15 protein-coding genes are annotated in these 18296 nt (G+C 72.9%); 2 read left to right on the top strand and 13 right to left on the bottom strand.

From position 1 onward, the window contains the following. The first annotated feature begins 146 nt into the window (after window positions 1–146). Window positions 147–773: a DUF1349 domain-containing protein gene (locus IR158_RS16085; RefSeq protein WP_291814601.1), complete on the top strand. Its 627-nt coding sequence runs from the start codon at window positions 147–149 to the stop codon at window positions 771–773. Between the two features lie 25 nt (window positions 774–798). On the opposite strand, the gene IR158_RS16080 is transcribed toward IR158_RS16085, so the two are convergent. From IR158_RS16080 to IR158_RS16025, 12 genes are all read right to left on the bottom strand, one after another. Then, window positions 799–1638 carry an RNA methyltransferase gene (locus IR158_RS16080; RefSeq protein ID WP_291814599.1) on the bottom strand — a complete coding sequence of 280 codons (840 nt, stop codon included), beginning with the start codon at window positions 1636–1638 and terminating at the stop codon, window positions 799–801. Window positions 1639–1645: 7 nt separating this feature from the next. Then, window positions 1646–2974 carry a sugar MFS transporter gene (locus IR158_RS16075; RefSeq protein ID WP_291814597.1) on the bottom strand — a complete coding sequence of 443 codons (1329 nt, stop codon included), beginning with the start codon at window positions 2972–2974 and terminating at the stop codon, window positions 1646–1648. 94 nt (window positions 2975–3068) lie between these two features. Further along, window positions 3069–4361 (bottom strand): sugar MFS transporter, encoded by a 1293-nt coding sequence (locus tag IR158_RS16070; protein ID WP_291814595.1) that lies wholly within the window; start codon window positions 4359–4361, stop codon window positions 3069–3071. Further along, window positions 4358–5647: an endo-1,4-beta-xylanase gene (locus tag IR158_RS16065; RefSeq protein ID WP_291814593.1), complete on the bottom strand. Its 1290-nt coding sequence runs from the start codon at window positions 5645–5647 to the stop codon at window positions 4358–4360. Before IR158_RS16065 ends, IR158_RS16070 begins: the two co-directional genes overlap by 4 nt. Window positions 5648–5732: 85 nt before the next feature. Further along, window positions 5733–7142, bottom strand: a complete 1410-nt coding sequence (locus IR158_RS16060) for a DASS family sodium-coupled anion symporter (RefSeq protein ID WP_291814591.1) — start codon at window positions 7140–7142, stop codon at window positions 5733–5735. 277 nt (window positions 7143–7419) lie between these two features. After that, window positions 7420–9426: an ABC transporter ATP-binding protein gene (locus tag IR158_RS16055; RefSeq protein ID WP_291814589.1), complete on the bottom strand. Its 2007-nt coding sequence runs from the start codon at window positions 9424–9426 to the stop codon at window positions 7420–7422. Continuing rightward, window positions 9423–11168: an ABC transporter ATP-binding protein gene (locus IR158_RS16050; RefSeq protein WP_291814587.1), complete on the bottom strand. Its 1746-nt coding sequence runs from the start codon at window positions 11166–11168 to the stop codon at window positions 9423–9425. Before IR158_RS16050 ends, IR158_RS16055 begins: the two co-directional genes overlap by 4 nt. Before the next feature lie 188 nt (window positions 11169–11356). Next, entirely contained in the window at window positions 11357–12580 is a 1224-nt protein-coding gene (locus IR158_RS16045; protein ID WP_291814586.1) for an SPFH domain-containing protein, read from the bottom strand. 82 nt (window positions 12581–12662) lie between these two features. Next, window positions 12663–13136 carry an NfeD family protein gene (locus tag IR158_RS16040; protein ID WP_291814584.1) on the bottom strand — a complete coding sequence of 158 codons (474 nt, stop codon included), beginning with the start codon at window positions 13134–13136 and terminating at the stop codon, window positions 12663–12665. Window positions 13137–13228: 92 nt separating this feature from the next. After that, on the bottom strand, window positions 13229–14026 hold the full coding sequence (locus IR158_RS16035) for an ABC transporter ATP-binding protein (protein ID WP_291814582.1): 798 nt from the start codon (window positions 14024–14026) through the stop codon (window positions 13229–13231). Between the two features lie 88 nt (window positions 14027–14114). Next, entirely contained in the window at window positions 14115–15140 is a 1026-nt protein-coding gene (locus IR158_RS16030; RefSeq protein WP_291814580.1) for a GNAT family N-acetyltransferase, read from the bottom strand. A gap of 78 nt (window positions 15141–15218) precedes the next feature. Continuing rightward, window positions 15219–17360 (bottom strand): DNA topoisomerase IV subunit B, encoded by a 2142-nt coding sequence (locus tag IR158_RS16025; protein WP_291814578.1) that lies wholly within the window; start codon window positions 17358–17360, stop codon window positions 15219–15221. A 236-nt stretch (window positions 17361–17596) separates the two neighbouring features. Here IR158_RS16025 and IR158_RS16020 point away from each other — a divergent pair, with 236 nt between their 5' ends. Further along, window positions 17597–17815, top strand: coding sequence for a hypothetical protein (locus IR158_RS16020; RefSeq protein WP_291814576.1), 219 nt, complete (start codon window positions 17597–17599; stop codon window positions 17813–17815). A 145-nt stretch (window positions 17816–17960) separates the two neighbouring features. On the opposite strand, the gene IR158_RS16015 is transcribed toward IR158_RS16020, so the two are convergent. Beyond that, the coding region (locus IR158_RS16015; RefSeq protein WP_291814573.1) for a sigma-70 family RNA polymerase sigma factor at window positions 17961–18296 on the bottom strand (336 nt) is incomplete at its 5' end.

The following is an 18296-nucleotide window of genomic DNA, read 5'->3' as shown; positions in this document are numbered from 1 at the left end:
CGCGGCCGTCCGGGGGACGCCCGGCCTGCCAGGTGCGCGCCGCCGACGGGATCGCGACGCCCGGTGCGATGCTGACGCCTGCGCCGGGCGCGGCCCCCTCGACGGGCCCCGCGACCGGCCCGCCCACCACACCCAGGAGATCCACGATGACGACCCCCCTGCACGTGCCCGCCGTCCCCTTCGCGCTGGTGCCCTCGGCCGGCTCCGCGTGGGTGGTGGACGACGTGCCGGGCACCGTGCGGGTGACCGCACCGCCGCGCACCGACGTCTTCCTCGACCCGCGCGACGGCATCTCGTCCGACTCCGAGGGCGTCCTCAACGCCCCCACGCTGCTGGGCACCCCGCCGGCGGGCGACTTCCAGCTGACCGCTCGCGTCACGGTCGACTTCGCCGCGACGTTCGACGCCGGCGTGCTGCTGCTGCACGTCGACGACCGGCACTGGGGCAAGCTCTGCTTCGAGTACTCGCCCGACGGTGTCCCGCTCATCGTCTCCGTCGTCACGCGCGGCGTGTCGGACGACGCCAACGGGTTCGCGGTCGACGGCAACCAGGTGTGGCTGCGCGTGTCGCGCATCGGCGCCGCGTACGCGTACCACGCGTCGCTCGACGGCACGCGCTGGTCGCTGGTCCGGCACTTCGCGCTGGACGACCCGCAGGGTGCGGTGACGGTCGGCTTCGAGGGCCAGTCGCCCACTGGCGAGGGGTGCGCGGTGACGTTCGACCGGATCAGCTTCACGCCGACCCGCCTGGGCGACCTGCGCGACGGGTCCTGAGCGTCGGGCGGCCCGGGGGCTCCTCTCAGACCCGGGTCGCCCAGAACGCCACGGCCGCGGCCGCCGCGACGTTGAGGGAGTCCACTCCCCCGGCCATCGGGATCCGCACCGTCAGGTCCCCCGCCGCGACCGTCGCGGGCTTGAGCCCGTCCCCCTCGGTGCCGAGCACCAGCGCCAGACGCTCGGGCGGGTCCGCGACCAGGTCGTCGAGCGTCACCGCGTCGTCGGACAGCGCGAGCGACGCCGTGACGAACCCCGCCTCGCGCAACGTCACGATCCCCTCGGGCCACGGGTCGATCCGCGTCCACGGCACCTGGAACACCGTGCCCATCGACACCCGCACCGACCGCCGGTACAGCGGGTCGGCGCAGCGCGGCGTGACGAGGACGGCATCGACCCCCAGCGCCGCGGCGGACCGGAAGGCGGCCCCGACGTTCGTGTGGTCGACGAGGTCCTCGAGCACCGCGACGCGCCTGGCCCCGGCGCCCTGGCGCGCCGACGCCAGCACGTCCGCGACGGCCGGCAGCGTGGGCCGGTGCATCGCCGCGAGAGCGCCGCGGTGCACGTGGAAGCCGGTGATGGCCTCCAGCACCGGCTCGGCCGCGACGTACACGGTCACGGACTCGTCGCCGGGGGTGTCCGCGAGCATCCGCTCGAGGTCGGGCAGCCAGCGCGGTGCGAGCAGCACGGACCGCGGGCGGTGTCCCGCGCGCAGCGCACGCCCCAGCACCGTCGAGCTCTCGGCGATGTACAGGCCGTTCGCGGACTCGACCCGGGTGCGCAGGGCGACGTCGGTCAGCCCGACGTAGTCGGTCAGCCGAGGGTCGTCGCGGTCGGTGACGGACTGGACGTCGGGGCGCAGCACCGCGCCATCATCCCAGGTCGGCCCGCGCCGGGTGACGCACGACCCGGGCACCGAGGACCGCGACGACCACACCCACCGCGGCCACGACCGGCACGAGCAGGAACGCCTGGTGCGTGCCGAACGCGTCGGCGAGGGCGCCCAGCAGGAACGGCGCGACACCGATCGCGAGCGCGCCGGCGAGCGTCGCGTGCGACTGCGCGCGGTCGGCATGCCCGCGCGACACCGCCAGGAGCAGCGAGACACCCAGCGGGTACTGCGCGCCGTAGCCGAACCCCGCGACGACCAGGCCCGTCAGGGCCACCCCGACGTCCGTCGCCGTCCACAGCAGCGCCCACCCGGCGATCGCGATGGCGAAGGAGGCCGCGAGCAGGTGCGCCGGGTGCACCCGCAGCGACAGCGGTCCGACGATGAACCGCATGACCGACATGCCCGCGACGAGTCCGGCCGTCGTCGCCGTCGCGATGCCCGGCCCGGCGTCGGTGCGCGCGAGCACGAGGTCCGTCGCCCAGTACGTCGTCGCGTTCTCGAGCGCGGTCGCGGCGACGAGAGCTGCGAGGAACAGCGGGGCGGCGTGACGTGAGACGCGGGGCGCGTCCGGTGCCGACCTGTCGAGGGTCGCGTCGACGTCAGCGCTGTCCCGCGCGCTCGGCCCGGGCACGCCGTCCGCCGTGTCCGCACGTCCTGTGACGGCGCCGTCCGCCGCGGCCGCACGTCCGGCTCTGCCCGGCCACCGCGGCAGCGCGGGCGTCGCGGGCAGCCGGCTGACGAGCAGCGCCGTCACCACGGCAAGGCCTGCCGTCACCGCCACGCCGGGGCGCCAGCCCCACCCGGCCGCGACGCACGCGCCGACGGCGATCGGCCCGATCAGACCGAGAGACGAGCCCACGCCGTTCGCCTCCGTGATCGCGGCCGACGCGGCGGGACCCGTGTGCTGCGCGACCCCGACCTGCGTGGAGGCGATCATCACGTTCCCACCCACCGCGGTGACGAACATGCCCGTCAGCGTCCACGGCAGGGTGGGGCCGAGCAGCAGGCCCGTGACGCCCACGGCGACCAGCACCAGGGCGGCGACGATCGTCGCGCGCCGACCGAAGTGCCGCACTGCGCGCGGCGTCAGCGGCGCGGTCGCCAGCCCGCCGACGGCCATCGCGGTCCCGTGCAGGCCTGCCTGAGCGGCGGTGACGCCCAGCTCGTCGGCCAGGAGCGGCACCGAGGGGTTGAAGCTGTACAGCAACCAGCCCCACACGACGTACGGGGTGTACAGGCCGAGCGTCAGGCGGTCGCGCACGAACCGGGCGCGCGCAGGGGACGACACGGTGGTCGACGCGGAGGGCATAGCAGAAGCATCGTCGCCAGACCGTGCCGGCTGGACGACCGACGCCGGTGACGTTCGTCGCACCGCCGCACGTGCGGGGCCCGCAGCCGCGTGCTCAGGCACGGGTCAGGACGCTCGCGGATCCGTCGCGTCGGGCGAGCCGTCCACCCGCCGCGGCCGCCACGGCACCCGCGAGGGCGAGCACCGGGACGACGAGGAACGCGAGGTGCGCGCCGACCGCGTCGCCCAGCGCCCCGAGGAGGAACGGCGCCACGCCCAGCGCGAGCGCCCCGGCGAGCGTCGCGTGCGCCTGCGCGCGGTCACGACGGCCCGGGGTCACGGCGAGCAGCAGGGCGATCGACAGCGGGTACTGCGCGCCGTAGCCGATGCCGGCGAGCACGAGCCCGGCCAGCGCGACCCGCGCGTCGGTCGCGGTCCACAGCACGGCCCACCCGCCGATCGCGACCACGAACGACGCGGCGAGCACGTGCACCGGTGCGACCCGCAACGACAGCGGCCCGGTGACGAAGCGGATGGCGGACATGCCGGCCACCAAGCCGGCGGTGGTGGCCGTCGCGATGCCGGGACCCGCGTCGGTGCGGGTGACGACGAGGTCGGCCGCCCAGTAGGTGGTGGCGTTCTCGAGCGCGACCGCGGCGACGAGCGCGGCGAGGAACAGCGTCGACGGGCGCAGCCCGCGGCGGTGCGGGGTGTCGGCGTCCTGCGGCGCGGTGGCCACCTGGTCGTGAGCCGCGGGCTCGGGCACCGGGGGCCTTCCACGGCGGCGCCGCGCGGGCAGGGCCGTGGAGTCCGGCAACCGGGCGACGACGACGGCCGCGACGACGCCGAGCACGATCGCCACCGCGACACCCGGACGCCACCCCCAGCCGGCGGCGACGCACGCCCCGACGGCCAGCGGCCCGACGAGTCCCACGGACGAGCCGACGCCGTTGGCCTCCGTGATGGCCGCCGACGCGGCCGCACCGGTGTGGTCGGCGAGCCCGACCTGCACGGCGGCGATGGCGCCCGACCCGCCGAGCGCCGCCACGAGGATCGATCCGAGCGTCCACGGCAGCGACTGCGCCAGCACCAGGCCGGCCACGCCGACCGCCACGAGGAGCGCCAGCACGACGATCGTGCCGCGGCGCCCCACCCTGCGCACCGACCTCGGCACGACCCCGGAGGCCAGCAGGGACCCCGCGGCCATCGCCGTGCCGTGCAGCCCGGCCTGCGCGCCGCTGATGCGCAGCTCGTCGGCGAGCAGCGGGACCGACGGGTTGAAGGAGTAGAGGACCCACCCCCACGCGACGTACGGGGTGTAGAGCCCGACGGTGGTGCGGTCGCGCACCAGACGGGGCCGGGCGGCCGCGGGCCCGGGACCCGACGGCGGCACGTCCGGCGTGCTCATCGCACGACGACGTCCGTCCCGTCGTCGCCGAGCGCCACCTCGTGGCGGACGCCGTCGACCTCGACGACGTACCGTCCGGGCATCCCGCTGATCGCGACACGCCCGTCGTCGCCGGTGGTGACGGTCGTCGGCGCGAGCCACCACTGCCCGCGGATCAGGCCGCGCAGCGCGTCGTACGACGGCTTGGGCGTCCCGTCGGCGAACACGAGACCGCCGGGTGCGTTGAGCCACATGCCGTGGTCCGAGAGCCCCCAGTACGTGATGACCTGCACGCGCGGGTCCGCGACGAGCGTGGAGTAGAGCTCGACGGCGTCCTGCGCCTGGCGCTCGAGGCCGTCGGGCGTGCTGGGCCACTGCTCGACCTGGTGGTCGTTCAGGTCGTCCAGGTGCTTGGGCATGAGCTCCCCGGACATCAGGGTGATCTCCGTGAAGTGCAGCGGCAGACCGAACCGGCCGAAGCGCTCGAGCACGTCGAGCGTCTTCTCCTTGCCCCACGTGCCCTGGTGCATGTGGCTCTGCAGACCGAGCGCGTCGATGCGGATGCCGGCGGCCAGGCACTCCTCGATGAGGTGCTCGTAGTCCGCGGACATGTCGAAGTCGTTGAGCAGCAGCGTCGCCGACGGGTTGGCCGCCCGCGCCTCCTCGAACGCCAGGCGCACCATCCCGACGCGGCCCACGGTCTTGGCGACGCGCGTCACGGCGTTGTCGTCCTTGGTGAAGACGGGCATGATCACGACCTCGTTGATCGCGTCCCACGTGTCGACGAGCCCGGCGAACTCCGACGCGTCCCGCTGGACGCGGGCGCGCAGGAGCCGCAGCACCTCGTCGTCAGGCTTGGGCACCAGCCACTGCGGGGCGACCGTGTGCCACACCAGCGGGTGGCCCTTCACGCGGGCCCCGCGTGAGACGAAGTGCTCGGCCGCGGCACGCAGCGCAGCCGTGCGCGGCTTGCCCTCCTCGGGCTCGAACGTGCCCCAGTAGAACGGCAGGGTCGCGGTGTCGAACAGGTCGAACCACAGCGCGTCGAGCCGCTCGTGCAGCTCCTCCTCCGCCGCCGTGAACGGCTTGCCGGCGAGCCGACGGGCCGCACGGTGCACCTCGTCGAACCCGATGCACCCGAAGCCGAGCCCGTGACCCGTCTGCTCCACCGTGACGGACGCCCCGGCCAGCGGCGTGCCGGCGGCGTCGAGCAGCTGCACCGTGCGCGTCCGGGTGCGGTGCGCGACCGCGGGATCGGCGGCGGCCGCACTGGCCACGGCGGCGGACGGGTTCGGCTGGGCGGTCATACGGCTCCTCAGGACATGGGGACGAAGCGGTCGGCGACCACGCCACAGGACGGGCGTCGTCGCACCGGTGCACAGACTCTCATTCTCAGGCAGGGATCCCCAGCACCCACGACGCGAGGGTCGTGACCGTGAGCGTCACCAGCAGCACGGACGCCACGCTCAGCGGCGCCCCCGCCCGGATCATGTCGGGAACCCGCACGTATCCCGAGGAGTACGCGATGGCGTTGGGCGGCGTGGCCGCCGGCATCATGAACGTGCACCCGGCCGCCAGGGCGACCGGGACCGCGAGCAGCAGCGGCCCGTAGCCGAGGGCCACCCCGACCGTGCTCATGATGGGCAGGAGGGTCGCGGCGGTCGCGGTGTTCGACATGAACTCCGTCATCGCCACCGTCAGCAGGCAGACCACCGCGACGACCAGCACGGTCGGCAGGCCGTCCAGGCCGTTCGCCCGCTCACCGATCCACTGCGACAGGCCCGACGACGTGATCTGCGACGCGAGCGCCAGCCCGCCGCCGAACAGCAGCAGGATGCCCCACGGCAGCTCGCGCGTGTCCGACCAGTCGAGCAGCCGGCCGCCACAGTCGTCGCCCGACGGCAGCAGGAACAGCAGGACGGCGACGAGGATCGCGACCACCTCGTCCGTCACCGGGGTACCGCGCCAGACCAGGGGCAGCGCGATCCACGAGAGCGCCGCCAGTGCGAAGACCACCACGACGCGACGCTGCGGGTGTCCCATCGGCCCGAGCCTGGCGAGCTCCGCCCTCACCACCGAGTCGTCGTCGCACAAGGGCTCCGGGTCGATCCGGAAGACCACACGGGTCAGCACCAGCCACGCGATCAGCAGGAACACCACCGACAGCGGCAACCCCACCGCCATCCACTCGCCGAAGGAGATCTCGATGCCGTACGTCTCGGACATGTAGCCGACGAGCAGCGCGTTGGGCGGGCTGGCGATGATCGTGCCGAACGACCCGATCGTGGCGGCGTACGCGATGCCGAGCATCAGTGCGGCGGATAGGCGAGCGTCGACGCCGCCGCGCTCACGCCCCAGCAGCGCGAGCACCGACACACCGATGGGCAGCATCATCACGGCCGTCGCGGTGTTCGACACCCACATGCTCAGCAGCGCGGTCGCCACCATCATCCCCAGCACCAGGCGGCGCGGCGCGGTGCCCACCAGGCGCACCACCCCCAGGGCGATGCGCAGGTGCACGTCCCACCGCTGCAGCGCGATGGCGAGGACGAACCCGCCGAGGAACAGGAAGATGACCTTGTTGGCGTAGGGCGCCGCGACGTCCGCGACGGGCGCGACGCCGGCGACCGGCATCACGACCAGCGGCAGCAGGGCGGTCACGGCCAGCGGCAGCGCCTCGGTCATCCACCACACGCCCATGAGGACGAGCGTCGCTGCGGTCACCGCCCCGGCGTACGCGGGCGCACCCGCGGCCTCGGGCGGCATGTCCGGCATCACCCAGGCGACGATCGCCGCGAGCACCGGACCGACGACCAGACCGATGGTCTGTCGGCTCGGGCGGCGTAGCCGCTCCGCACGCGGGAGCCCGCTCCCACGGTTCGGTCCCGGCGTCCGGTGCGTGGGTGCGGCGGCTGCGGTGGAGCTGATGGGTCGACCCTCTCGTCGCGTGGCGGGTACGTCGTCCCACTCGACGTTACGTCGCAGCCGGCAGGCCCCCGTGGGACCTTCGGGTCAGGGGCGACGCCCCTCATCGACCGTCGACGTGACCGACCGTCGACCACCAGCCACGCGTGCCGCGTCAGTCGACAGGGGCCACCGCGGCGGCGAACTGGCTCTCGTAGAGCCGCGCGTAGGCCCCGCCCGCCGCGAGGAGCTCGCCGTGGCTGCCCTTCTCGACGATCTGCCCGTGCTCCATCACGAGGATGACGTCCGCGTCGCGGATCGTCGACAGGCGGTGCGCGATGACGAACGACGTGCGCCCCACGCGCAGGGCGTTCATCGCGTGCTGCACGAGCACCTCGGTGCGCGTGTCGACGGACGACGTCGCCTCGTCGAGGATGAGGATGGCCGGGTCGGCGAGGAACGCGCGCGCGATCGTCAGCAGCTGCTTCTCGCCTGCGGACACCGCCCCGCCCTCGTCGTCCAGGACGGTCTCGTACCCCTCGGGCAGCGTCCGCACGAAGCGGTCGACGTGCGTCGCGACGGCGGCCTCGACGATCTGCACGTGCGTCGCGTCGTCGACGCCGTAGGCGATGTTCTCCGCGATGGTCCCCTTGTACAGCCACGTGTCCTGCAGGACCATGCCCATCTGGGAGCGCAGCGCGTCGCGCGTGAGGTCCCGGGTGTCCACGCCGTCGAGCGTGATCCGCCCGTCGTCGACCTCGTAGAACCGCATCACGAGGTTGACCAGCGTGGTCTTGCCCGCGCCGGTCGGCCCGACGATCGCGACGGTCTGGCCGGGCTCCGCGACGACCGACAGGTGCTCGATCAGGGGGGTGTCGGGCTCGTAACGGAACGACACGTCCTCGAACGCGACCCGCCCCCGCACGCGGGCCGGGAGGGCGACCGGCTGCGCGGGGTCCGGCGACTGCTCGTCCGCGTCCAGGAGCTCGAAGACGCGCTCGGCCGACGCGACACCCGACTGCAGCAGGTTCGCCATGGACGCGATCTGCGTGATCGGCTGCGTGAACTGCCGCGAGTACTGGATGAACGCCTGGACGTCACCGAGCGTCATCGTGCCCGACGCGACGCGCAGGCCGCCGACCACCGCCACCACGAGGTAGTTGAGGTTCGCGACGAACCCGAGGGCCGGCTGGATGATCCCGGAGATGAACTGCGCCCGGAACGACGACTCGTAGAGCCGCTCGTTGCGCTCGGCGAACGTCGCGGCGGCCTCCTCCTGACGCCCGAAGACGGTCACGAGCGCGTGCCCGGTGAACATCTCCTCGATGTGCGCGTTGAGCTTGCCGGTCCAGGCCCACTGCTCGACGAACTGCGGCTGCGAGCGCTTGGCGATGGCCGCGGCGATGACGACGGACAGCGGGACGGTGACGAGGGCGACGACTGCCAGCAGCGGGGAGATCCAGAACATCATCGCCAGGACCCCCACGACGGTGAGCACCGAGGTCACGAGCTGCGACAGGGTCTGCTGCACCGTCTGGGCGACGTTGTCGATGTCGTTGGTCACGCGGGAGAGCAGCTCGCCGCGCGGCTGCTGGTCGAAGTACGACAGCGGGACGCGCGCGAGCTTCTCCTCGACCTGCGACCGCATCCGGCGGACGGTGTTCTGCACCGCGCGTGCGGTCAATCGGCCCTGGAGCCAGGCGAAGAGGAACGCCGCGACGTACACGGCCAGCACGACGAGCAGGATCGAGCCGAGGCGCTCGAAGTCGACGCCGGCCCCGACGGTCAGCTGCGCCATGCCGCCGACGAGCTCGGCGAGCTGGTTCTGCCCGGCGGCCCGCAGCGCCTCGACGGCCTGCGCCTGCGACGCGCCCGCCGGGACGACCTGCCCGAGCTGGCGCGAGACGACGCCCTCGAACAGCACGTCGGTGGCGTTGCCGAGCAGCTTGGGTCCGGCGACCGCCGCCGCGACGGACAACGTGCCCAGCACCAGGACCGCGACGAGCCGTGCGCGCTCGGGGCGCAGCACGGTGAGCAGGCGGCGCAGGGAACCCCGGAAGTCCATCGACTTCTGCCCGGGCATACCGAGCCCTGGCCCCATGTGGCCGCCGCGCGGGCCGCCCGGGGGCGGACCCGCGGGTGCGGCACTGCCGGCGCGCGGTTCCTTCGCCGTGGCGCTCATGCCGCCTCCTGCGCGCTCAGCTGGGAGTACACGATCTCCTGGTACGTCTCGTTCGACGCGAGGAGCTCGTCGTGGGTGCCGTCACCGACGACGCGACCCTCGTCGAGGACGAGGATCCGGTCGGCGAACCGGATGGTCGCGACGCGTTGCGCCACGACGAGGACGGTGGCGTCCCGCGTCTCGGGTGCCAGGGCGGCACGCAGGGCCGCGTCCGTGGCGTAGTCGAGCGCGGAGAAGGAGTCGTCGAAGAGGTAGATGCTCGGGCGTCGGACGAGCGCGCGCGCGATCGCGAGGCGCTGGCGCTGACCGCCGGACAGGTTGGTCCCGCCCTGCGCCACCGGGGCGTCCAGCCCCTCGGGCAGTGCCTCGACGAAGTCGCGCGCCTGCGCGACCTCGAGCGCGTGCCACAGCTCGTCGTCGTCCGCGTCGGGCCTGCCGAACTGCAGGTTGCTGCGCACGGTCCCGGTGAACAGGTACGGCCGCTGCGGCACGAACCCGATCCGGGCGCCGAGCGCGGCCGGGTCGGCGTCCCGCACGTCCACGCCGTCGACGAGGACGCGCCCCCCTGTCACGTCGTAGAGCCGCGGCACGAGGTGCAGCAGCGTCGTCTTCCCGGAGCCCGTGGAGCCGATGATCGCGGTCGTCCGGCCGGGCTCGGCGACGAACGACACGTCCCGCAGCACCGCGTCCTCGGCCCCCGGGTAGCGGAACTCCACGTCGCGCAGCTCGAGCAGCCCCGGACGTGCGTCCGCGCCGGTCGGGAACGCGACGGGCCGGTCGGGTGCCCGGACCGTGGTGGAGGTGTCGAGCACCTCACCGATGCGGTCGGCCGACACCATGGCCCGCGGCACCATCACGACCATCATCGAGCTCATCATCACGGCCATGAGGACGAACATGATGTAGCTGAGGAAGGCGATCAGCGACCCGATCTGCATCTCCCCGGCGTCCACCCGCTGCGCCCCGAACCACACGACCGAGACGCTCGAGAGGTTCATCACCAGCATCACGACGGGGAACATGAGGGCGAACAGCAGGCCCGCTCGCAGCGAGGCGATGTAGAGGTCCGTGTTGGCGACCTCGAACCGCGCCTGCTCCTGGCGCTCGCGCACGAACGCCCGGATGACGCGCACCCCGGACAGCTGCTCGCGCATGACCCGGTTGACCGCGTCGATGCGCTTCTGCATCTGCCGGAACCACGGCACCATGCGGGACACGATCAGCCCGATGACCACCGCCAGCACCGGCACCACCACCAGCAGCAGCCCCGAGAGGCCGACGTCCTCGCGCAACGACATCACGACGCCGCCGATGAGCATGAGCGGGGCCATGACGAGGAACACGAACGTCATGAACACGACCATCTGCACCTGCTGGACGTCGTTCGTCGTGCGGGTGATCAACGTCGGGGCACCGAACCGGCCCATCTCCTGCTGGGAGTAGGACTGGACCTGCGCGAACAGGCGGGCACGCACGTCGCGCCCGAACGCCATCGCGGCGCGAGCGCCGTACCAGACCGCCGCGACCGACGCGGCGACCTGCACCAGGCTGATCGCCAGCATGACGCCGCCCAGCCGCCAGATGGTCGCCGTGTCACCCTGTGCCACCCCGTCGTCGATGATGTCGGCGTTGAGGCTCGGCAGCCACAGCGACGCGATCACCTGCACGAGCTGCAGCGCGAGCACGGCGACGACGGCAGCCCGGTACGGGCGCAGGTGCTCCCGGAGCAGACCTACCAGCATGGGTCAGAGCCCTTCCGTGGCGGCGGGGTGCGCCGGTGGACGAGGTGCCCGGACCCCCAGCAACCGGACCGCGGCAGGTACACGATGCCGCCCCCGACCGCGGTGCGCACCACCATTCCGCGCAGGGCGGACAGCCCGACGCCGGCACCCCGGGGACGGGACGCCGGCGGCGGGCGAGCGGACGGGCGTCAGGGCGTCGGCTGTGCCGGCGGACGGGGGTCGTCGCGCGGCGGGGCGTCCTGCTGCGGGTCCGGCCGCGGGGTTGCGGTCGGCGACCCGTACGTCGGCTGCTGCGGCGCCGCCGGACCCGCACCGGGTCGCTGACCCCGTTCGGCCGACGGGTCGAACGGCACACCCGAGAGCGTGCCGGCGCTCGTCGCATCGGCCGTGGCCGCGGCCGACTCGCGTCGGGCCTCGGCCAGCGCCTCGCCCGGGTCCGTCAGCGACACGGGCGGCAGGTCACCGTCCGCGATGGGCGAGCTTCCCGCCGGACGCGTCGGGTAGTCGCCGTCGTCACCCGAGCCGCCCTGGAAACCCTTGGAGAGCCACCCGAGTGCGCCGCTGAGCTCGGCCGGGAGGAACCACATCTTGTTCGACGGGCTCGCGGCGATCTTCGGCAGGGTCTGCAGGTACTGGTACGCGAGCAGCTTGGGGTCGGCGTCGCCGCGGTGCACCGCGTCGAAGACCTGCAGGATCGCGCGCGCCTCACCCTCGGCCCGCAGGATCGCCGACTGCGCCTCACCCTCGGCCCGCAGGATCGCCGACTGCTTCTCGCCCTCGGCCGTGAGGATCGCGGACTGCTTGACGCCCTCGGCCGTGAGGATCGCGGCGCGCCGGTCACGCTCGGCACGCATCTGCTGCTCCATCGAGCCCTGCACCGAGGCGGGCGGGTCGATCGCCTTGAGCTCGACCCGGTTGACGCGGATGCCCCACTTGCCGGTCGCCTCGTCGAGCACACCGCGGAGCTGGCCGTTGATCTGGTCGCGGCTCGTGAGCGTCTGCTCGAGGTCCATGGACCCGATGACGTTGCGCAGCGTCGTCACCGTCAGCTGCTCGATGCCGGTGATGTAGTTCGCGATCTCGTAGACCGCGTCCTTCGGCGACGTCACCTGGAAGTAGATGACGGTGTCGATGCTCACCACGAGGTTGTCGGACGTGATGACCGGCTGCGGCGGGAATGACACGACCTGCTCGCGCAGGTCGACGCTGGCACGCACACGGTCCACGAACGGGATCAGCAGGTGCAGGCCTGCGTCGAGCGTCTTGTTGTACCGTCCCAGCCGCTCGACGATGATCGCCACGGCCTGCGGCACGATCCGCACCGCGCGGGCCAGGGCGACGACGACGAAGATCAGGACCAGGACGAGGACGGCGATCAGGGCGATCTGGCCGACATCGGGGCCGTCGTTCATGGCACCTCCGCAAGTTCTGCCGCCCGTACCGGGACGGCCACGGTGACCCGGGGGCCCGGGTCGGTGTCTCGGTCGGTCTCGGTCAGGCGGGCGCGACGCCGGGGGCCGCCGTGTCACCCGGGGCTGTGGCGGCCGCAGGACTGACCACCGCGGTCGCGCCGTCGATCTTCGTCACCGTCACCGCCGTACCCGGCGGCAACGAGCCGCCGTCCGCGGTCCGCGCGGTCCACACCTCGCCGACGAGCTTCACCCGCCCGGTCGTGCCGTCGACGGTGGAGACCACCGTGGCCGGCCGCCCGACGAGCGCCGCGGCGTTCGTCTCCGGCAGGTCCACCCGGCCCTTGAGGTGACGCAGCAGCCAGGGGCGCAACGCCACCAGCAGCACGATCGAGGTGAGCGCGGCGACGAGGATCTGCACGGCGACGGGCGCGCCGAGCGCGTAGGCCAGCGCTCCCGCGAGGGCTCCGCCCGCGAACATGACGAGCACGAGGTCCAGCGACAGCATCTCCAGGATGCCGAGCGTCAGGGCTCCCCCGACCCACCAGAGCCATCCCATGGCCGCCACCTCCGCAGTCGTCGTCGTCCGTCAAGCGATCCTATGTGATCGCTTTGCGAACCTGTGGTCGGCGCGTCACGGTACGGCCACGATCAGACCGTGGCCCGCCCGGTGGCGTGCGCAGCCCAACGGCCGTCGACGTGGTCGAGGCCCAGAGGTATGTCGAACGCACCGGACAGGTTCTCCGCGGTCAGGGTCTCGAGGATCGGCCCGGCGGCGAACACCCGCCCCGCTCGCAGCAGGAGCAGGTGCGTGAACCCCGGGGGGATCTCCTCGACGTGGTGCGTCACCAGCACCAGCGCCGGAGAACGCCGGTCGCGCGCGAGCTCGGCCAGCGCGCCGACGAGCTCCTCACGTCCCCCGAGGTCGAGCCCCGCGGCCGGCTCGTCGAGGAGCAGCAGCTCGGGGTCGCTCATGAGCGAGCGGGCGATCTGCACGCGCTTGCGCTCCCCCTCCGACAGGGTGCCAAACCAGCGCTCCGCGAGGTGCTCGACGCCGAACGCCGTGAGCAGGTCCGTCGCCCGTGCCTCGTCGACGGTCTCGTACTCCTCGCGCCAGCGGCCCGTCACGCCGTAGGCGGCGGTCAGCACGACGTCCCGCACGGTCTCGCCCGACGGGATCCGGTCGGCCAGAGCCGCGCTGGCGAAGCCGATCCGGGGCCGGAGCTCGAACACGTCCGTGGCGCCCATGCGCGCGCCGAGCAGCGTCGCGGTCCCCGAGGTCGGGTGCATCCGACCGGACGCCACCTGCAGCAGGGTGGTCTTGCCGGCGCCGTTGCGGCCCAGCACCACCCACCGCTCGGAGTCCTGGACCCGCCACGTCACGGAGTCGAGGATCGTCGTCGCCCCCCGGCGGATCGTCACGTCCTGCAGGTCGAGCACGTCGGTCATGTCCACAGACCCTAACCGTCCCGGACGTCGCGACGTGCCGGAGCGAGCCCGTCCCGCCCGATCTCACAGTCCCGTCGCGCGCCGGTGCTCACAGCTCGATCGTCAGCATGGTCGACGAGTGGGCGACCTCGTAGCCCAGCCCCGCGTAGATCCCGTGGGCGCCCGACGGGTTGTCGGTGTCGACCTCGAGCTCCGCGTACCGCATCCCGTCGGCCGCGTACGCACGCATCACGTCCGCCAGCAGCGCGACGGCGACGCGCCTGCCGCGCCACTCACGCCGCACGCCCAGGAGCTCGGTGTACCCGGACGGGTAGCCGGCCGCGGGCCAGTCGTGCTCGAAGCGCGCCGAGACCGCGTACCCGACGACCTGGTCGGCGTCGTCGAGCGCGACGAACGACCACGTCGGCGCGAACATCGCGCGCGCGGCGCGCCACTGCTCAGGGGTGCGCGGCTCGGAGCCCCAGTGGTCCGCGAACACGTCGTTGTGCGTCAGGCGGACCTGGTCGTCGAGCTCCGGGGACCACGGCACGACACGGAGGCCGTCGATCTGCGGCACGTCGGGAAGGGGCGCGTCGAGCGGCCGCCGCATGTGCGTGTAGTACCGGACGGGCGTGAACCCGGCAGCCTCGTACACACGCGCCACGTCGGGTGTCGAGTCGTCGCAGAACGTGGCGATCCGTGCGGGCAGCTCCTTGCCGGAGGCAGCGAGCACCTGCCGCGCGCGGGCCTGCGACCAGGCGACCAGCGCGGTCCCGATGCCTCGGCCGCGCCAGGCCGGGTCGACGTCCCCCTCGACGAACGCGCGGACGACGCGCTCGTCACCCGGCGCGGTGTCGACCTGGGCCCACGCACGCACGGTCCCGTCGGCGTCGAGCCCCGTGAGGGTGTCGAGCCGCAGGTCGCGCCACGTCGGCTCCAGCTCCTCGGCGACCTCCTCGACGGACGTCCGGTACGGGAGCCCGTCGGCCTCCTGGCACCGCCCCCGCAGCGCTGCGAGGGCGGCCGCGTCGTCGGTGCCGGCGGCACGCCACGTCAGGCCAAGCCCGACGGCGGGCAACGGGAGCTGGTCGGGCGCTGCCGCTCGCTGGGCCAGGGGCACGGTCGTGTCGGTCATGGCGCCCAGCGTGACGTGAGGGCGGGAGGCCGGTCCACCGCAAATGCGTGGCGCGCGACGGCCGCAGGGCGGTGCCGGTCAGGCGTCGATCCGCGACTGGTCCAGGGCGTGGGCGTTGGCGACGATGAAGTCCTTGCGGGGTGCCACGTCGGAGCCCATCAGCAGCTCGAACACCTTCTCGACGTGCGCGGCCGCCGCCTCGGCCTCCCCGATGCGCACCCGCCGCAGCGTGCGGTGCCGCGGGTCCATGGTCGTCTCGGCCAGCTGGTCGGCGTCCATCTCCCCCAGGCCCTTGTAGCGCTGGATGTCGTCCTTGTACCGCTTGCCGGCGCGGTCGAGCTTCTTCAGCGTGCTCGTGAGCTCGGCCTCGGAGTAGGTGTAGACGTACTCGTTCTTGCGCGACCCGGCACCGATGACCTCGACGCGGTGCAGCGGCGGCACCGCGGCGTACACCCGCCCGTCCTCCACGAGTGGGCGCATGTACCGGAAGAAGAGCGTCAGCAGCAGCGTGCGGATGTGGGCGCCGTCGACGTCGGCGTCGGTCATCAGGACGATCTTGCCGTAGCGCGCGGCCTCGAGGTCGAACGTGCGGCCCGACCCGGCGCCGACCACCTGGATGATCGCGGCGCACTCGGCGTTCTTCAGCATGTCGCCGACGGACGCCTTCTGGACGTTGAGGATTTTGCCGCGGATCGGCAGGAGCGCCTGGAAGTCCGAGCTGCGGGCGAGCTTGGCGGTACCGAGCGCGCTGTCGCCCTCGACGATGAACAGCTCGCTGCGCGCGACGTCGTCGATGCGGCAGTCCGCGAGCTTGGCGGGCAGCGAGGACGACTCGAGCGCGTTCTTGCGGCGCGAGATCTCCTTCTGCTTGCGCGCGGACACCCGCGCGCGCATCTCCCCCACGACCTTGTCGAGCAGGAGCGCCGAGTGTGCCTTGTGGTCCCGCTTGGAGGACGTGAAGACGGCCGTGAGCTCCTGCTCGACGACGCGCGCGACGATGCCGCGCACGGGCCCGGTGCCCAGGACCTCCTTCGTCTGACCCTCGAACTGGGGCTCGGCCAGCCGCACCGTGACGACGGCCGTGAGCCCCGCCAGCACGTCCTCCTTCTCGACCCGCTCCGACGACGAGTCCTTCGCCGAGATCTTCAGGCGCCGCGCGTTGGCGGCCACCTGGGCCCGCACGGTCTTGAGCAGCGCCGCCTCGAAACCGGCGAGGTGCGTGCCCCCCTTGGGCGTCGCGATGATGTTGACGAAGCTGCGCACCTCGGTCGCGTACCCCGTGCCCCACCGCACCGCGACGTCGACCTCGCACGTGCGCGAGACCTCCTGCGGGGTCATGTGACCGCGGTCGTCGAGCACGGGCACGGTCTCGGTGAACGTCCCCTGGCCCCGCAGGGTCCACGTGTCGGTGACCGCGGGGTCCGGCGAGAGGTGGTCGACGAAGTCGACGACGCCGCCCGTGTGCAGGAACGTCTCCTCGTGCGGACCGTGCTCACCGGGCGTCCCGGGCACACGGCGCTCGTCCCGCAGCGTGATGGCCAGACCCGGCACGAGGAAGCTGGTCTGCCGCGCGCGGGTGACGAGCTCGTCGTACGAGAAGACGGCGCTCTTGGGGAAGATCTGCCGGTCGGCCCAGTAGCGCACACGCGTCCCGCTGACGCCCTTGGCGACCTTGCCCACGACCGCGAGCTCGGAACCCTGCACGAAGGGCTCGAACGGCGAGTCGGGACTCACGCCCGCCCGGTCGTCGAACACCCCGGGCTCACCACGGTGGAACGTCATGCGGTAGGTGCGCCCACCACGGTCGACCTCCACGTCGAGGCGCGCGGACAGCGCGTTCACCACCGAGGCGCCGACGCCGTGCAGCCCACCCGACGCCGCGTACGAGCCGCCGCCGAACTTGCCGCCGGCGTGCAGCTTGGTCAGGACGACCTCGACACCGGTCAGGCCGGTCTTCGGCTCGACGTCCACGGGGATGCCACGCCCGTTGTCGCGGACCTCGACCGAGGAGTCCGCGTGCAGCACGATCTCGATCCGGTCGCCGTGCCCGCCCAGGGCCTCATCGACGGAGTTGTCGATGATCTCCCAGAGGCAGTGCATGAGGCCGCGGCTGTCGGTCGTACCGATGTACATGCCGGGCCGCTTGCGCACCGCCTCGAGGCCCTCGAGGACCGAGAGGTGCCGCGCGGTGTAGCCCGCCTGGGCGGAGGTCGTCGTCACGGCGCCGATGGTAACCGCGTGCGTCCGCGTGACCCGCCTCGCCATGCCGCGCGGGCGCCCGGCCGGTGCTCGAGCGCGCGTGTCGGGACCGTGATGCGTGCGCCACGTCACGTTGCGCGGGGATCACGAACACGTGACGGCGCGTCACGATCTTGTACGCAGAGAGCGAACCACCCGTTCCTGAGGGCATGGAACCGCTGAGCGGGTGGTTGTATGGAGATGTGACAGGGACGACGATGGAATCCAGGACCCCGCTGACAGCTGCCGACCGCTGCGACCGCTGCAACGCCCAGGCCTACGTCCGCGTCGTGCTCCCGGTCGGTGAGCTGCTGTTCTGCGCGCACCACGCACGGGAGCACGCACCCAAGTTCGCGAGCGTCGCGACGCACGTGCAGGACGAGACGGACCGCCTGCTCGCAGAGCACGGGGCAGGCCCCGGCGCGGCTGCGGGCTGACGAGCGAACCACCACGAACCCCGAAGGCCCCGGACCACGGTCCGGGGCCTTCGCCGTGCGTCAGCGCTCACAGCAGGCGGCGTGAGCAACGACGAGAGCCCGGCCCCTGGTGGGGCCGGGCTCTCGTGGACGTGCACGGTGACTGTCAGTCGAGGTAGTCCCGCAGCACCTGCGAACGCGACGGGTGACGCAGCTTCGACATCGTCTTCGACTCGATCTGGCGGATGCGCTCGCGCGTCACGCCGTAGACCTTGCCGATCTCGTCGAGGGTCTTGGGCTGGCCGTCGGTGAGGCCGAACCGCATGGAGACCACGCCGGCCTCGCGCTCCGAGAGCGTGTCGAGGACCTGGTGCAGCTGCTCCTGCAGCAGGGTGAAGCTCACGGCGTCCGCGGGGACGACGGCCTCGGAGTCCTCGATGAGGTCACCGAACTCGCTGTCGCCGTCCTCACCGAGGGGCGTGTGCAGCGAGATGGGCTCGCG

It is taken from the genome of Cellulomonas sp., assembly GCF_015234515.1.
Classification (GTDB): Bacteria; Actinomycetota; Actinomycetes; order Actinomycetales; family Cellulomonadaceae; genus Cellulomonas.
Note: the sequence above shows the minus strand (reverse complement) of the source record. Positions and strands in the feature narration are given on the sequence as shown.